The sequence below is a fragment of the Plantibacter sp. CFBP 13570 genome, assembly GCF_014841395.1.
GTDB classification, from domain to species: Bacteria; Actinomycetota; Actinomycetes; order Actinomycetales; family Microbacteriaceae; genus Plantibacter; species Plantibacter auratus.
In genome coordinates this window covers 36593-51080 of sequence record NZ_JACYTW010000001.1, presented here as the reverse complement: position 1 = coordinate 51080, position 14488 = coordinate 36593, and the positions used below count along the sequence as shown (strand labels likewise).

15 protein-coding genes and 3 tRNA genes are annotated in these 14488 nt (G+C 67.1%); 9 read left to right on the top strand and 9 right to left on the bottom strand.

What is annotated here, in order from left to right; genetic code table 11:
* The first annotated feature begins 64 nt into the window (after positions 1 to 64).
* The 3 genes from IFT89_RS00245 (at position 65) to IFT89_RS00235 (ending at position 763) form a co-directional block, all read left to right on the top strand.
* Positions 65 to 138, top strand: a tRNA-Ile gene (locus tag IFT89_RS00245).
* A 55-nt stretch (positions 139 to 193) separates the two neighbouring features.
* A tRNA-Ala gene (locus IFT89_RS00240) sits at positions 194 to 266 on the top strand.
* 74 nt (positions 267 to 340) lie between these two features.
* A complete protein-coding gene (locus IFT89_RS00235) occupies positions 341 to 763 on the top strand; it encodes an NUDIX hydrolase (RefSeq protein ID WP_079704326.1) in 423 nt (140 codons plus the stop codon).
* A gap of 70 nt (positions 764 to 833) precedes the next feature.
* On the opposite strand, the gene IFT89_RS00230 is transcribed toward IFT89_RS00235, so the two are convergent.
* Positions 834 to 1358 (bottom strand): hypothetical protein, encoded by a 525-nt coding sequence (locus tag IFT89_RS00230; protein WP_079704327.1) that lies wholly within the window; start codon positions 1356 to 1358, stop codon positions 834 to 836.
* Positions 1359 to 1462: 104 nt separating this feature from the next.
* On the opposite strand from IFT89_RS00230, the gene IFT89_RS00225 reads away from it, so the two are divergent.
* Both IFT89_RS00225 and IFT89_RS00220 read left to right on the top strand, forming a co-directional pair.
* Positions 1463 to 2020, top strand: a complete 558-nt coding sequence (locus IFT89_RS00225) for a peptidylprolyl isomerase (RefSeq protein ID WP_064294028.1) — start codon at positions 1463 to 1465, stop codon at positions 2018 to 2020.
* A gap of 165 nt (positions 2021 to 2185) precedes the next feature.
* A complete protein-coding gene (locus IFT89_RS00220; protein WP_240043993.1) occupies positions 2186 to 2878 on the top strand; it encodes a rhomboid family intramembrane serine protease in 693 nt (230 codons plus the stop codon).
* Between the two features lie 399 nt (positions 2879 to 3277).
* Here IFT89_RS00220 and IFT89_RS00215 read toward each other — a convergent pair whose 3' ends face one another.
* Positions 3278 to 3523: a cell division protein CrgA gene (locus IFT89_RS00215; protein ID WP_064294026.1), complete on the bottom strand. Its 246-nt coding sequence runs from the start codon at positions 3521 to 3523 to the stop codon at positions 3278 to 3280.
* Between the two features lie 78 nt (positions 3524 to 3601).
* Between IFT89_RS00215 and IFT89_RS00210 the strand changes: the two genes are divergently transcribed.
* The 3 genes from IFT89_RS00210 to IFT89_RS00200 are packed head-to-tail and all read left to right on the top strand — an operon-like array spanning position 3602 to position 5204.
* Positions 3602 to 4408 carry a class E sortase gene (locus IFT89_RS00210; protein WP_137242929.1) on the top strand — a complete coding sequence of 269 codons (807 nt, stop codon included), beginning with the start codon at positions 3602 to 3604 and terminating at the stop codon, positions 4406 to 4408.
* Between the two features lie 2 nt (positions 4409 to 4410).
* Complete coding sequence (locus IFT89_RS00205; RefSeq protein ID WP_162852296.1) at positions 4411 to 4572, top strand: hypothetical protein; 162 nt, start codon at positions 4411 to 4413, stop codon at positions 4570 to 4572.
* Entirely contained in the window at positions 4569 to 5204 is a 636-nt protein-coding gene (locus IFT89_RS00200; RefSeq protein WP_137242928.1) for an anthranilate synthase component II, read from the top strand. Before IFT89_RS00205 ends, IFT89_RS00200 begins: the two co-directional genes overlap by 4 nt.
* Positions 5205 to 5234: 30 nt before the next feature.
* On the opposite strand, the gene pknB is transcribed toward IFT89_RS00200, so the two are convergent.
* From pknB to IFT89_RS00165, 7 genes are all read right to left on the bottom strand, one after another.
* Positions 5235 to 6926: a Stk1 family PASTA domain-containing Ser/Thr kinase gene (gene pknB / locus IFT89_RS00195; protein ID WP_137242927.1), complete on the bottom strand. Its 1692-nt coding sequence runs from the start codon at positions 6924 to 6926 to the stop codon at positions 5235 to 5237.
* Positions 6927 to 7025: 99 nt separating this feature from the next.
* The gene (locus tag IFT89_RS00190) at positions 7026 to 8774 is read right to left on the bottom strand and encodes a serine/threonine-protein kinase (RefSeq protein ID WP_202937902.1); all 1749 of its coding nucleotides are present in this window, start codon (positions 8772 to 8774) and stop codon (positions 7026 to 7028) included.
* On the bottom strand, positions 8771 to 10246 hold the full coding sequence (locus IFT89_RS00185; protein ID WP_071261991.1) for a peptidoglycan D,D-transpeptidase FtsI family protein: 1476 nt from the start codon (positions 10244 to 10246) through the stop codon (positions 8771 to 8773). Before IFT89_RS00185 ends, IFT89_RS00190 begins: the two co-directional genes overlap by 4 nt.
* Positions 10243 to 11640: an FtsW/RodA/SpoVE family cell cycle protein gene (locus IFT89_RS00180; protein ID WP_079704333.1), complete on the bottom strand. Its 1398-nt coding sequence runs from the start codon at positions 11638 to 11640 to the stop codon at positions 10243 to 10245. The genes IFT89_RS00185 and IFT89_RS00180 overlap by 4 nt, the downstream gene beginning before the upstream one ends.
* On the bottom strand, positions 11630 to 12874 hold the full coding sequence (locus IFT89_RS00175; protein ID WP_202937901.1) for a Stp1/IreP family PP2C-type Ser/Thr phosphatase: 1245 nt from the start codon (positions 12872 to 12874) through the stop codon (positions 11630 to 11632). Before IFT89_RS00175 ends, IFT89_RS00180 begins: the two co-directional genes overlap by 11 nt.
* Before the next feature lie 4 nt (positions 12875 to 12878).
* Positions 12879 to 13415, bottom strand: coding sequence for an FHA domain-containing protein FhaB/FipA (locus IFT89_RS00170; RefSeq protein ID WP_064294019.1), 537 nt, complete (start codon positions 13413 to 13415; stop codon positions 12879 to 12881).
* A complete protein-coding gene (locus IFT89_RS00165; protein WP_202937900.1) occupies positions 13412 to 14158 on the bottom strand; it encodes an FhaA domain-containing protein in 747 nt (248 codons plus the stop codon). The genes IFT89_RS00170 and IFT89_RS00165 overlap by 4 nt, the downstream gene beginning before the upstream one ends.
* A gap of 238 nt (positions 14159 to 14396) precedes the next feature.
* Between IFT89_RS00165 and IFT89_RS00160 the strand changes: the two genes are divergently transcribed.
* Positions 14397 to 14483, top strand: a tRNA-Leu gene (locus IFT89_RS00160).
* Positions 14484 to 14488 lie beyond the last annotated feature (5 nt).

Genomic DNA, 14488 nt, shown 5'->3' with positions numbered 1-14488 from the left:
CCGTGCGGCGCCGCTCGATTATGAGTTGCGGCGGGAATCGGGTAGTCTCAACAAGGTTCAAAACGGGGCTATAGCTCAGGCGGTTAGAGCGCTTCGCTGATAACGAAGAGGTCCCAGGTTCAAGTCCTGGTAGCCCCACCCTGCACGACCAGTAACACACCGATTGGATCGGATCCCCGGATCTGCTCCATCCGGGGCCTTAGCTCAGTTGGTAGAGCGCCTGCTTTGCAAGCAGGATGTCGGGAGTTCGATTCTCCCAGGCTCCACAGTCCAGAAACGCCCTCGGCAGACGCCGGGGGCGTTCTCCGTTGTCGCGGGGACCGGCGGTTAGGCTGGCGGCATGGATATCCGCGTCGCTGCATATGCCGTCATCGTCGACGAACGGGGCATGCTCCTCTCCCACTGGAACGAGAGCGGACACAGCGGATGGACGCTCCCGGGCGGCGGGATCGACCCCGGTGAGGACCCGGCCGATGCTGCGGTCCGCGAGGTGTTCGAGGAGACCGGCTACCACGCCGAGCTCGACGACCTGATCGGCGTCGACTCGCAGGTCGTGCCGGCGGAGCGTCGCCTCAGCACGACGGCCACCGGGCCGCTCCACACGCTGCGCATCGTCTACCGGGCGCACCTCACCGGCGGCACGCTGACCTACGAGGCCGACGGCAGCACCGACTACGCCGCGTGGTACCCGCTCGAGGAGGTCGGCTCACTCGACCGCGTCAGCCTCGTCGACGTCGGACGACGCTTCGCCGGCCTCATCTGAGCACAGCCGTCACAACACGAAGCCCCTCCCCGGTCGGAACCGGCGAGGGGCTGCGTCGTGCGAAGCGAGATCAGGAAGCGGCAGGCTCCTCGTCGGAGACCCACAGCTCGTCGTCTGCGCGGAACGTCTGCCAGACGGCGTAGGCGACACCGGCAGCGGCGAGGACGCCGAGGCCGATCGCGATGACGGTACCGGCGCTCGCGCCCTTCTTGGCGGGCAGCACCTGCTCGGGGACGTGGAGGCGACGGAGGGCCGCCTGCACGCGGGTGTCCTTGGCGATGTCGCCGATGCTCAGCACCGTACCGACGACGCCACCGACAGCGGGGACGACGCCATCCGAGATGCCCTTGCGCACGCCGTCGACGGCGTTGCGGGAGACCTTGATCCCCCGGTCGACCGTCGGGACGACGCGGTGCTCGTAGGTGTCGCGCACGACGGGGACCACCTGCTCCTTCGAGAAGTTCCCGAGCTGACGGCTCACCTCACGAGCGACTTCGTTGGCGTGGTTCAGGACATCCTGCTGGGAGTCCCAGAGGTCGGCAGCGGAACCCTTGAGCTTCTTGAGCTCTTTCCGGCGCTTGCGTGACAGGCTCATGTGGTCATCTCCAATGATCGCGGCAACAACGTAACCTCCATCTTGCCACTTAGACCCCTGGATACCATCCGAGAGTCCCGAACCCTTGTGCAAGAATTGGGAGTATGTCAAAGCACACCGCAGTCGCCACGTTGCACACCAACCACGGTGAGATCAAGGTCAACCTCTTCGGGGACCACGCTCCTAAGACGGTCAAGAACTTCACCGACCTGGCGACCGGCGGGCGCGAGTGGACGGACTCGAAGACGGGCCAGACCCGGAACGACGCGCTGTACAGCGACCTCATCTTCCACCGCATCATCCCGGCGTTCATGATCCAGGGCGGCGACCCGCTCGGAACCGGCACCGGTGGCCCGGGCTACAACTTCGACGACGAGATCCACCCGGAGCTCAACTTCGACGAGCCCTACATCCTCGCCATGGCGAACGCCGGCAAGCGCCGCAACGCCATCACGGGCGCCGTCGAGGGCACGAACGGTTCGCAGTTCTTCATCACCACCGTTCCCACGCAGTGGCTCCAGGGCAAGCACACCATCTTCGGTGAGGTCGCCGACGCCGAGTCCCGCGCGGTCGTCGACGCCATCCAGGCCGTCCCGACCGGTGCCGGCGACAAGCCGATCGAGCCCGTCGTCCTCGAGAGCGTCACCATCTCCGAGGCCTAGGCCCCGCTCGGAGGACAGACCGTGACCCTGCCCCGGGATCCGTCGGCCAACTTCTGCTATCGCCACCCCGACCGACAGAGCTTCGTGCTCTGCCAGCGTTGCGGTCGGACGATCTGTGGAGAGTGCCAGACGCCCGGGGCAGTCGGTTTCATCTGTCCGGAGGACATGAAGGCGCAACGACAGAGCGCCCCCCGCAACCGTCTCGGCGCGAGGATCAGCAACTCCTCCCCCATCGTCACGTACGCGATCATCGCCGTGACGGCGTTCGTGTTCCTGTTGCAGTGGATCCCCGGGCTCGGCGTCACGAACGCGCTCCTCTACGCCGGCGTGTACTCCGACCCGTCGTACGGTGCCTTCCAGCCCTGGCGGATGCTGACCGCCGTGTTCGTGCACTCGCAGGGGTTCATCTTCCACATCCTGCTGAACATGTACACGCTCTGGATCTTCGGCCGGATCCTCGAGACGATGCTCGGGCACTGGCGGTTCCTCGCGCTCTACCTGGTCGCCGGGTTCGCCGGTTCGGTCGGTGTCCTGTTCCTCGCCGACCCGAGGACGGCCGTCGTCGGCGCCTCGGGCGCGATCTTCGGGCTCCTCGGGGCGTTCCTCGTCATCCAGCGACGCATGGGTGCCGACACCCGCGGGCTGCTGGTGCTCCTGGGCATCAACCTCGTCATCGGCTTCATCCCCGGCGTGAACATCGCCTGGCAGGCCCACCTGGGCGGGCTCGTCGGCGGCGCCCTCATCGGCCTCATCCTCGTCAACACCCGCAAGCGGACGCAGCAGCCCCTCCAGGCAGTCCTGATCGGCGTCTTGAGCGTCGTCCTCGTGGGCGCCAGCCTCCTGCCCGCCCTGCTCTGAGCGGGACCGCACTTCGACAGGCTCAGTGACCGGGTTTGGCTCAGTGACCGGGTTTGGCTCGGTGACCCGGTGTGGCTCGGTGACCGGGTTCGGCCCGGTGACCGGGTACCGCCCGGTGATCAGCGTCGACCAGTGGTGCGCCCGGCGGCGCGCCACAACCGTGCAGCAGACGTTGAAGGTTTCTCGAGTTATCCACAGAGTTATGAACACTGGGGATAATTACACCGGTGTGGTTCCCCGTGTTTCCGGGACTCCCTGCGGTTCTCCACACCGGCATGTGGATAACTCGGAAGTTCTCCACATTCCTGTGGAGAACTCGATACGCCGGATCCCGAGTACAACGAAACAGCGGGCCGTCCGAGAGGACGACCCGCTGTGCACGACGTGAAGTGAGAGAGGCTAGCGCCACCTGGTGGTCATGAGGAAGCCGATGAAAGCGATGCCGAAGCCGACGAGGATGTTCCATGGGCCGAGCGACTGGATCGGGAGCAGCGTGCCGCTCAAGTAGTAGACGACGATCCAAGCGAGGCCGAGGAGCATGAAGCCGAACATGACCGGCTTGAACCAGACCGCGTTCGGTGCGGGTTCGCCGCTCGTCTGCTCGGGTTCGCGGGACGGTTTGCTTCGTGACTTCGTGCGTGCCATGCCGACATTCTACCTGTTCACCCCAATCGGTGCCTTGGGGATCAGCCGATCCCGGGTTCTTCTCGGTAGAATCCATGCGTGACCGACGACCTACCTTCGCGAGCGAGCGCGCGCGCCGCTGAGCGCAGAGCGCCGTCGAAGCACCGGATCAGCGTCTTCGGGGTGGCCGGGGAGCTGCTCATCACCGCGGGCATGGTGGTCCTGCTGTTCCTCGCCTGGCAGCTCTGGTGGAACGACATGATCATGGCCGGCAGCCAGGCGAACGCCGCGTCGAACCAGTCGCAGGAGTGGATCAAGAACGCCGAGACCGCTCCGGCACCCGAACCGACCGTCGATGCGACCGGCGCGCCGAACTACGGTGAGCCGCCCGTGACCGCCCGCCCCGCGCCGGGCGACCCGTTCGCGGTGCTCTACGTGCCGCGGTACGGTGCCGACTACCGCCGCGTCGTCGCCGAGGGTGTCGACACCGCGACCGTCCTCAACAGCTTCGACCTCGGCGTCGGTCACTACCCGAGCACCCAGATGCCCGGCGAGGTCGGCAACTTCGTCGTCGCCGGTCACCGCAAGGCTTACGGCGGCGCGATGACCCTGATCAGCGACCTGCAGATCGGCGACAAGGTCTACGTCCAGACGGCCGACGGCTACTACACCTACGTGTTCCGGAACATCACCTACGTGTTGCCCACCCAGGTGGACGTCCTCAACCCCGTCCCCCAGGTGGACGGCGTCGCACCCACGCAGCGCATCCTCACCCTGACCACCTGCAACCCGCTCTATTCGACGGCGGAACGCAGTATCGCTTACGCGGTGTACGAGTCCTGGCAGCCGCTGTCCGCCGGGCCGCCCGCCGAGATCGCCGCGTCCGTCGCGGCCGCTGGAGGCTGACGATGTACGGCGCACTCTGGAGGGTCCTGCCCGGACCCGTCTGGCTGAGGATCATCATCCTCGTCGTCCTGTTCGTGGCGGTCGTGGCCGCCCTCTTCACGTGGGTGTTCCCCTACGTGGACTCGTTCATCGTCGATCAGAATGTGACCGTCGGCGACGAATGACCCGAGTCCTGGTCATCGACAACTACGACAGCTTCGTCTACACGCTGAACGGGTACGTCGAACAACTGGGTGCAGAGACCCTCGTCGTGCAGAACGACGGCATCGCGCTCGACGACCTCGAGCAGCGGATCCTCGAGTTCGACGGCGTGCTCGTCTCGCCCGGACCCGGCCGGCCCGGTGACGCCGGGATCTCGCTGGCCACCGTGCGCGCCGCGTACCGCACCGGGACACCGCTCCTCGGGGTGTGCCTCGGCCACCAGGCGATCGCCGAGGCGTTCGGAGCGACCGTGCACACCGCCGACGAGCTGATGCACGGGCAGAGCTCGCTCGTGGAACACGACGGTAGTGCCCTCTACCGCGGGATCCCGCAGCAGTTCAACGCCACCCGGTACCACTCGCTGGCCGTCGTCGACGGCAGCGTTCCCGAGGAGCTCGTCGTGACGAGCCGGACGACCGGCGGCGTCATCATGGGCCTCCGCCATCGTGACGCCCCGATCCACGGCGTGCAGTTCCACCCGGAGTCGGTGCTCTCCGAGGGCGGCTACCAGCTCCTGGCGAACTGGCTCGAGACGGCCGGGCTCACCGGTGCGCATGAGCGGGCACGAGGGCTCAGTCCGCTCATGACCCGGTAGGCCCTTCGACAGGCTCAGGGACCGGAGAGCCTACGGACCGGTGCAGTAGGTGAGTGTGATGACGGACTTCTGCGGAATGTCGCCGGGTGCGGGTGACATGGCCGTCACCGGGTCGCCGGCGACGGCCTTGCACGTCGCGTCGGCCTGCGGCTGCACGGTGAACTGCCTCGTCGCATCCTGCAGGTAGTTCGTCGCGTCGAGGAGTGGCTGCCCGACGACGTCCGTCAGCGTGACGTTCCCGCTGGAGACGACGAGGTTCACCGTGGACCCCTGGTCGACGGAGGTACCCGCTCCGGGATCCATCCGCAGCACGACACCTGCCGGCACGGTCGGCGAGTTCTCGCGGGTCACGGAGCCTTGGGTGAGGCCGGCAGCGGTGACCGCGGCCCACGCGGCCTCGGAGGATTGGTTGGTGACGTCGGGTACCTCGACCTGAGCGCGACCGGTCGACACGTAGACCTTGATCTGCGTGTTCTTCGTGACCGTGGTGCCGCCTGGCGGGTCGGTGCGGATGACGTGCCCGGCATCGTAGTCGCTGCTCGCTTCGTCGAACTTGGTGGGGACGAGCTCGAGCTGCTCGATCGTGCTGTTCGCGCTCTCCCACGTGGCGTCGACGAGATCCGGCACCTCTCGGGAGTCCGTGGAGATGCTTGTCGCGGGCGGGAGCTGCACCACCCAGAACACGAGCGAGAACAGGATGACGGCGATACCGGCGATGGCGGCCCAGATCCACACGACCGGTGGCCGGCGCTGAGTACGCGTCACGGTGTCGTCAGAGGTGAGCTGACGGATCGCCTGCTCGGTGCTGGACGCCGCCGTCGGAGATGGGCCGAACAGCGAGTCGTGGTCGTCGCGTCGGACCGGGACATGGCCGGCTCCGGCTTCGTCGAGGTCCTCACGGAACTCGACGGCGCTCTGGTACCGCTCGAAGCGATCCTTCGCGAGGGCTCGGAGGACGACCTGGTCGAGTGCCGGCGACACCTTCGGGTTGATCGAGCTCGGTTTCACCGGGCGCTCGCTCACGTGCTGGTACGCGACGGCGACGGCGGTGTCGCCGCGGAAGGGCGCCTTGCCCGTCAGCATCTCGAAGAGGACGACGCCGGTGGAGTAGAGGTCGGTCCGCGCGTCGACCGTTTCGCCCTTGGCCTGCTCGGGCGAGAAGTACGCGGCCGTGCCGAGGATGGCGGTCGTCTGGGCGACCGTCGTGGACGAATCGGAGACGGCGCGCGCGATGCCGAAGTCGGTGACCTTGACGTCGCCGGCCGTGGTGATCATGACGTTGCCCGGCTTGATGTCGCGGTGCACGACGCCGGCTCGGTGGGAGTACTCCAGCGCGGTGAGGATGCTGTGCGCGATGCGCACCGCCTCCTCGGACGCAACGGGGCCCTCGGCGATGAGGTCCTTCAGCATGCGTCCTTCGACGTACTCCATGACGATGAAGGGCTCGATGAGGTCGTGACCGGAGCCGTCCTTCACCCGCTCCTCGCCGGCGTCGTAGACGCGGACGATCGTGGGGTGCGCCATCCGTGAGGCGGCCTGCGCCTCCTGACGGAAACGGGAGCGGAATGCGGGGTCGGTGGCGAGCGTGGACTTCAGGACCTTGATGGCGACGGTGCGGCCGAGCTTGGTGTCGACGCCGCGGAAGACGTTGGACATGCCCCCGCGACCGATGAGGTCGCCGACGACGTATCGGCCTGCGAGCAGGCGTTGATCGTCAGCCACGTACCACCCCTGAATTCGCTTGGAGGACAAACACTAACAGCTTACCCGGGCACGCTTCGAGTGCTCTCAGGGATGCCCCTGAGAGCACTCGAAGCGGTACTAGGAAGTCGCCTTGACGACGGTGATGGGCGACGGTGCGGGGGAACCCGACGATGTGCCTGTACTGCACCGTACCGCGTACGTCGCCGACAGGGATCCGGGGGTGTCCACGGTGACCGTACCGAACGTGGTGTTGGCGTCGAACTCACCCGAGGCGTTGTTCTGGAACGTACCTCCGGTGACCGTCACGGTGTAGCCCAGGAAGTCGGTTCCGGTCGGGCAGGCGTTCTGCACCGCGAGCCAGTCGACACGGATCGTCGTCGACGCGGCATCCTTCGGGATCTCGAGCTGACCAGCGTCGTTGAGGACGGACTGGTCGAACTTCGGCGCCTCCGTGGGCGGGTCGATGACCGCGATCTCCCCGTACACGGTGAGGGTGATCGCCGACCCGGTCTTCACGTTACCCGTCGGGTTGACGTCGTACACCGTGTTGACCTGCTCCGGCGAGGTCGCGGCATTGCCGACGTTCTTCGACACGCTGAAGTTGTACGGCGGCGCGCTGAAGATCGTGTTGAGTTCGTCGAAGGACCGGCCCTGGAGGTCGCTCAGGTTGATCGGGAACACCGTGGGCGTGGGCGTCGGTGTGGGCGTCGGGGTCTTCGTCGGCTTCGGCGCCGCGGACGTCGTCGGCGGTGGCGTGGTGCCCCCGGCATCGTTGCCCTGGTTGGCGAACACGGCGATCAGCGAACCGACCAGCACGATGACGAGCAACGCGACCAGACCGATGAGCGGCCAGGTCCACTTGCTGCGCTTCTTCTTCTCGCCCTCGCCCTCGACGTCGTCCTCGAGCTGGTCCGCCTCGGCGGCGGACAGCAACTGCGTGGTCGCGTCGTCGGCTGCGGGCATCCGGCGGGTCTGTTCCATGACGGTGGTCGCGGCGTCGCCGGCCCCACCGAGGATCATCGGCACGGCTGCGGCCGCGGCGTTGAGGTCGCCTCGACGGAGTGCCTGAGCGGCGCGCGCGACGTGGGCGGACGATGCCGGACGGTCGACCGGGTTCTTCGCGATCATCGACATGACGAACCGGCGGACCGGCTCGGCGATCGTGACGGGGAGCTCCGGCGGCTGCTCGTTGATCTGCGCCATCGCGATGGCGACCTGCGACTCGCCCGTGAACGGACGGCGTCCGGCGAGACATTCGTACGCGACGATGCCGAGCGAGTAGATGTCCGTCGACGGTGAGGCGGGGTGCCCGCTCGCCTGCTCGGGCGAGAGGTACTGCACGGTGCCCATGACCTGACCGGTGGCCGTGAGCGGCACCTGGTCGGCGATCCGGGCGATGCCGAAGTCGGTGATCTTGACGCGGCCGTCCGGCGTGATGAGCAGGTTGCCCGGCTTGATGTCACGGTGGACGAGGCCTGCGGCGTGCGCGGCCTGGAGTGCCGACGAGGTCTGCGCGACGATGTCGAGCACCTTGTCGGTGGGCAGGACACGCTCCCGCTCGAGCACGGTGGACAGGGCCTCACCGGGCACGAGTTCCATGACGAGGAACGCGCTGCCGTCCTCCTCGCCGTAGTCGAAGACGTTGGCGATGCCCTCGTGGTTCACGAGTGCGGCGTGCCGTGCCTCGGCACGGAACCGCTCGAGGAACCCGGGGTCCCCCATGTACTCGTCCTTGAGGATCTTGATGGCGATGGTCCGGCCGATGACCAGGTCAGTGGCCTGCCACACCTCGCCCATGCCACCGATCGCAATGCGAGATTGCAGTTCGTAGCGACCCCCGAAGGTCAGCCCGGCTGTCGGTCTCATTTGTTCAGCACCGCCTCTAGTACTTTCTTCGCGATCGGAGCGGCCACGAGGTTGCCGTAACCGTCCTGTCCGAGTCCACCGCCATCTTCAACAACGACCGCCACAGCGACCTTCGGGTCGTCCGCAGGCGCGAAACCGGTGAACCACAGCGTGTACGGATCGTCGGATCCGTTCTGTGCCGTGCCTGTCTTTCCAGCCACATCGACCCCATCTATTCTTGCATTAGTCGCAGCACCGCTCTGGACGCCCTGGACCATGATGTCCGTGATCTCCTTGGCCACCGAGCTCGAGATCGGCTGCGACAGCTGCGCCGGTTCGAACTCCTTGAGGACGCTCAGATCGGGGTTCACGACGCGGTTCACCAGCTGCGGGTTGCAGACGATGCCACCGTTCGCGATACCGGCCGAGACCATGGCCATCTGGAGCGCCGAGGCCCGCACGGTGTACTGCCCGAAGGCGGCCATGGCGGTCTGGTCGTCGCTCAGCGCGTTCGGGAAGGTGCTCGGCTGCATCGGCATGGGGTTGAGTCCCGTTCCGGTGATGTTGACGTCCATGTTGAAGCCGAAGCTCTGCGCCATGTCGCGGATCTTCTCGTAGCCGAGTTCGACGCCGAGCTCCGCGAGCGGGATGTTGCAGCTGAGCTCGACGGCCGTCGCGATGGACACCGTCGCCCCGCCGCCGCAGCTTCCGCCCTCGGAGTTGCGGATGACGGTGCTCGTCCCGGGCAGCGTGTAGGTGGAGGGGTTCGGGAACTCCGACTCCGGCGTGTAGTCGCCCGAGGCGAACGCCGCGGCCGCGGTGACGAGCTTGAACGTGGAACCGGGCGGATCGAGGTCGCCGTCGACGCCCTTGTTGAGGAGCGGCTGGCGGTCGTCGTCGTCGAGGGTCCGATAGGCGTCGAGCACGGCCGCGTTGTCGTGGCTGGCCAGGACGTTCGGGTCGTAGCCGGGGCTCGACACCGAGGCGAGGATCTTGCCCGTCTTCGGCTCGATGGCGACGATCGCGCCCTCCTGGTCGCCGAGCGCGTCGAAGGCGGCCTGCTGAACGACGGGGTCCAAGGTGACCTCGACCGCCGCACCCTTCGGAGCCTGGCCGGAGATGAGCCGGTTGATGGAGTCGAGGAACTGGGAGTTCGACGTGCCGCTGAGGAGGTCGTTCGTCGCGAGTTCGAGACCGGACGAGCCCTGGGTGGGCGAGAAGTAGCCGGTGACCGGCGCGTACAGCGGTCCGTTCGCGTAGACGCGCTGGTACTTGTACTCGTCGTCGCTCGCGACCGACGAGGCGATGGCGGTCCCGTCCGTGAGCAGGATGGGACCTCGCTCCGTCCGGTAGCTGTCGTAGAGCGTCCGGGTGTTGCGACCGTCGGCGTTGAGGGTGTCGGCCTGGAACATCTGGATGATCGTGGTCGACCCGAAGAGCGCCAGGAACATCGCCAGGACGACGATGCTCACCCGCTTGAGTTCGCGATTCATGAGACCACCGCCTTGGGTTGGGTTCGGACCGTGTCGGAGATGCGGAGCAGGACGGCGATGATGATCCAGTTCGCGACGAGCGACGACCCGCCGGCCGCCAGGAAGGGTGTGGTGAGCCCCGTGAGCGGGATGATGCGGGTCACGCCGCCGACGACGACGAAGACCTGCAGCGCGACGGTGAACGCCAGGCCGATCGAGAGGAGCTTGCCGAAGTCGTCGGTACCGGCGTAGCCGACTCGGAAGCCCCGCGAGACGAGCAGCAGGTAGAGCGCGAAGATCGCGAAGAGGCCGGCCAGGCCGAGCTCTTCACCGAGGCTGGCGATGATGTAGTCGCTCTGCGGGACGGGCGTGATCTCGGGCATGCCCTGGCCGAGCCCGGTGCCCAGCAGTCCGCCGTGGGCGAGGCCGAAGATGCCCTGCACGAGCTGGTAGCTGCCGCCGTCGCGGTCGAAGACCTCCGGGTTGAAGGCGTCCCACCAGTTGTGGAACCGACCGGCGACGTAGGAGAGGGTCTGGCCGGCGATGAACGCACCGGCGAAGAACATCGTCAGGCCGATGATGATCCAGCTGGCGCGGCTCGTCGCGACGTACAGCATCACGAGGAACATGCCGAAGTAGAGCAGACCGGTTCCGAGGTCGCGCTGGAAGACGATCACGCCCATCGCCATCGCCCAGACCACGAGGATCGGGCCGAGGTCGCGCAGACGGGGGAACTGGATCCCGAGGAACTTCTTGCCGACCATCGAGAGGCTGTCGCGCGTGCGCACGAGATAACCGGCGAAGAAGACCGCGAGAGCGATCTTCGCGATCTCGCCGGGCTGGAAGGTGACCGCGTCGCCGATGCCGATCCAGACGCGGGCGCCGTTGACCTCCCGACCGATGCCCGGCAGCAGGGGAAGCAGGAGGAGGACGAAGGCGAAGAGGCCGGCGATGTACGTGTACTTGAAGAGCACGCGGTGGTTGCGGATGATCAGGACCACGGCGATGGCGCCGGCGATCGCGATCGCACTCCACACCATCTGTCGGACCGCGGCGCTTGCCCAACCGGAGTCGCCGAGGGCGATGTCGATCCGGTAGATCTCAGCGATGCCGACGCCGCCGAGCACGGTGGCGATCGGTAGCAGGAAGGGGTCGGCCTCCGCCGCGGTGTAGCGCAGCACGATGTGGAAGGCGAGGACCAGGAGTGACAGGCCCGAGCCGAAGGTGATCAGGGCGAAGTCGAGGTGCCCGAGGGCGCCGAGCTGCACGAGCATGACCGCGACCGCGTTGATGGCGAACGCGAAGATGAGGAGCGCGAGCTCCAGGTTGCGGAGCTTCTTCGGCAGCCGGAGTCGGCGCATCGTCTTGATGACGCCGGTGTCGGCTTGGATGGGGGCTGCGACGTCACTGGTCATCGGTCACCCGCAATCGCTTCACGATGTCGAGGGCCTCGGTGAACGAGGACGCGCTGATGGTCTGGTCGACGGCCTGGCGGTCGAAGTCGGAGAGCGAGCCGAGCGGGATGCCGGTGTCCTCCTTGACGTTCGAGAGTTTGATGGGGCCGACGTCCTGCTGGATGCCCTGGTAGATGACCACCGTGTCTTCGTCGCCGCCGACGAAGTAGCGGGTCTGGGTCCACGCGTACCCGAGCACGACACCACCGACGATCGCGACGATGACCACGATGAGACCGACGAGCCAGGTGATGCGCCGACGTCTCGCGCGGCGCTCGTCCTCCTCGATGAGCTCGTCGAGGTAATCCTCGGAGGCGGGCTCGAAGTGCGAGTTGCCGAGCGAGGTGACCCGCCCCGGGTGCAGCCAGCTGTTGGGGATGAGCGACGGCTTCTTCACCGACGGGGTGAGCGCGAAGGCCACGGGCTTCGAGGCCGAACCGACGACGACGGGCTCACCGTCACTCACCGGCTCGTCGACGATGTCGACGACCACGACGGTGACGTTGTCCGGTGCACCGCGGTCCAGGCTCTGCCGGACGAGCTTCTCGGCAGTGCGCTGCGCCGACAGCTGCTCGGTGAGGGTCGCGGTGATGTGCGTCTCGTCGACCACGCCCGACAGACCGTCCGAGCAGAGGATCCAGCGGTCACCCGGCTGCGTCCCGAGCGTCATCGTGTCGATCTCGGGGGAGGCGTCGACGTCGCCGAGGACGCGCATCAGCACCGATCGGCGGGGATGGACCATCGCTTCCTCGGCCGTGATCCGGCCGGAGTCCACGAGGCGCTGGACGAAGGTGTGGTCGACCGTGATCTGGCTGAGCTCGCCCTCACGGAAGAGGTAGATGCGGGAGTCGCCGATGTGGGCGATGGCGACCTCGTTGCCGATGACCGCGAGCGCGGAGACCGTGGTGCCCATGCCCGTCAGCTCGCGGTGCTTCGAGACCGTGTCGCCCAGGATGGAGTTCGCCGCGAGGATCGCGGACTGAAGCGTCGCCTCAGCGGCTTCGGAGGACGGATACGGTTCGTCGGCCTCGATGATGCGGTTGAGTGCCATCGCCGAGGCGACGTCACCGCCGGCGTGGCCACCCATGCCGTCGGCGACGACGAACAGGTGATGCCCGGAGTAGCCGGAATCCTGGTTGTTTGAGCGCACTTTACCCACGTGGGAGAGCGCTGCGCCGGCGCCGCTGGTCGTCACCGGGTTACCGCCGCAACTCGAAACTGGTCTGGCCGACCTTGACGGGGGTGTCGAGTGGGATCTGCGTCGGGACGCTCACGCGCTTGCCTGCGAGGAAGGTGCCGTTGGTGGAATCCAGGTCCTGGACCATCCACTCGTCGTTCCAGAGCATGAGGCGTGCGTGATGCGTGGACGTGTAGTCGTCGCGGATGATGAGGCCGGAGTCCGCTGAACGACCGATGGTGATCGGCTCGCGGCCGAGCGGGAGCTCGGTGCCCTGCTTGGGGCCGGACACGATGACGAGGCGCGAGGTGTTGTCGACCGTGGCGCGCGGAGGCGTGCCGCTCGATCCACCGGCGGCGGGCCGACTGGGGGCCGGGGCGGTCGCGGCGCGCATCGGCTGCGGTGGGGTGGCCGGAGCTCCGTTCGACGACTGCTGCTGCGGCTTCCGGACGCGCGGTCCGAAGAGATCGGTGCGGAGGGCGTAGACGATGCCGAAGACGAACGTCCAGAGCAGGAGCAGGAAGCCGATGCGGAGGACCAGCAGGGTCAGTTCGCTCACGCGCCGTTCCCCCACGAGTCGCCGAACGACGACACATCGTGACGTCGGGTCGCGTCGCTCATCTGGCGATCGGATTCGCCGGCCTTGGCGACCACCCGGAACACGATCCTGGTGCGGCCGATCTCGATGACGGAGTCGGGGGAGAGGGCCGCCTGGCGGAAGGCTTGGCCGTTGAGCTTCGAGCCGTTCGTCGAGCCGAGGTCGCGCGCCTGACCGGCGTTGCCGTCCCAGAGGATCTCGACGTGCTTCCGTGAGGTGCCGGTGTCGGGGATCGTGATGTCAGCCTCGGTACCGCGGCCGATGACCGTGCGGGCCTGCGTGATCGGGTAGCGCTTACCGCCGATATCGAGCACGGGTGCCCAGGTGACGGAGCCCTTGAGGTTGACGCTGTCGATCTGCACGAGGCCGTCGGGGAGGGAGCGGTCGCCGGAGAGCTTGATGGTCACGGCACCCGGAAAGGAGTACCCCTGGCTCTTGGCGTGCTTCTGGACGAGCGAACCGAGCTCGTCGATGAGGGAGGGGCCGATGGCGTCCATGCGCTCGAAGTCGGTGGGCGACATGCGGACGGTGAACTTGTTCGGCACGAGGATGCGGTCGCGGGAGACGACGGCGGCCTTGGTATCGAGCTCGCGTCGGAGCGCGCTCGTGATCTCGACCGGCTGGAGTCCGGACTTGAAGGTCTTCGCGAAGGCGCCGTTGACGGCGCGCTCGAGTCCCTTCTCGAAGTTGTCCAGAATGCCCACGGTCTCTCGATTCGTGTCGGTGTCCAGGCAATGTTAGACGGTTTGCCTGCACACGAGGCCAATCGACGCGGGCGCCGACGCCAGGTGTTCACCCGCTCGGCAGCAGGAGATCAGCATCGGCGCATGGCCGTCCGACCCGTTTCCTCCTGCCTTGGCGCGGATCTCCGGTGTTCTACCGCGCGGGTTCCGCGTGCTATCCTCGATAAGTTGCCGCGAGAGCGGTGACGTCTGGTGTCTCGCGCGAGTGGCGGAATTGGCAGACGCGCTGGCTTCAGGTGCCAGTGCTCGAAAGGGCGTGCGGGTTCAAGTCCCGCCTCGCGCACCAGGGCG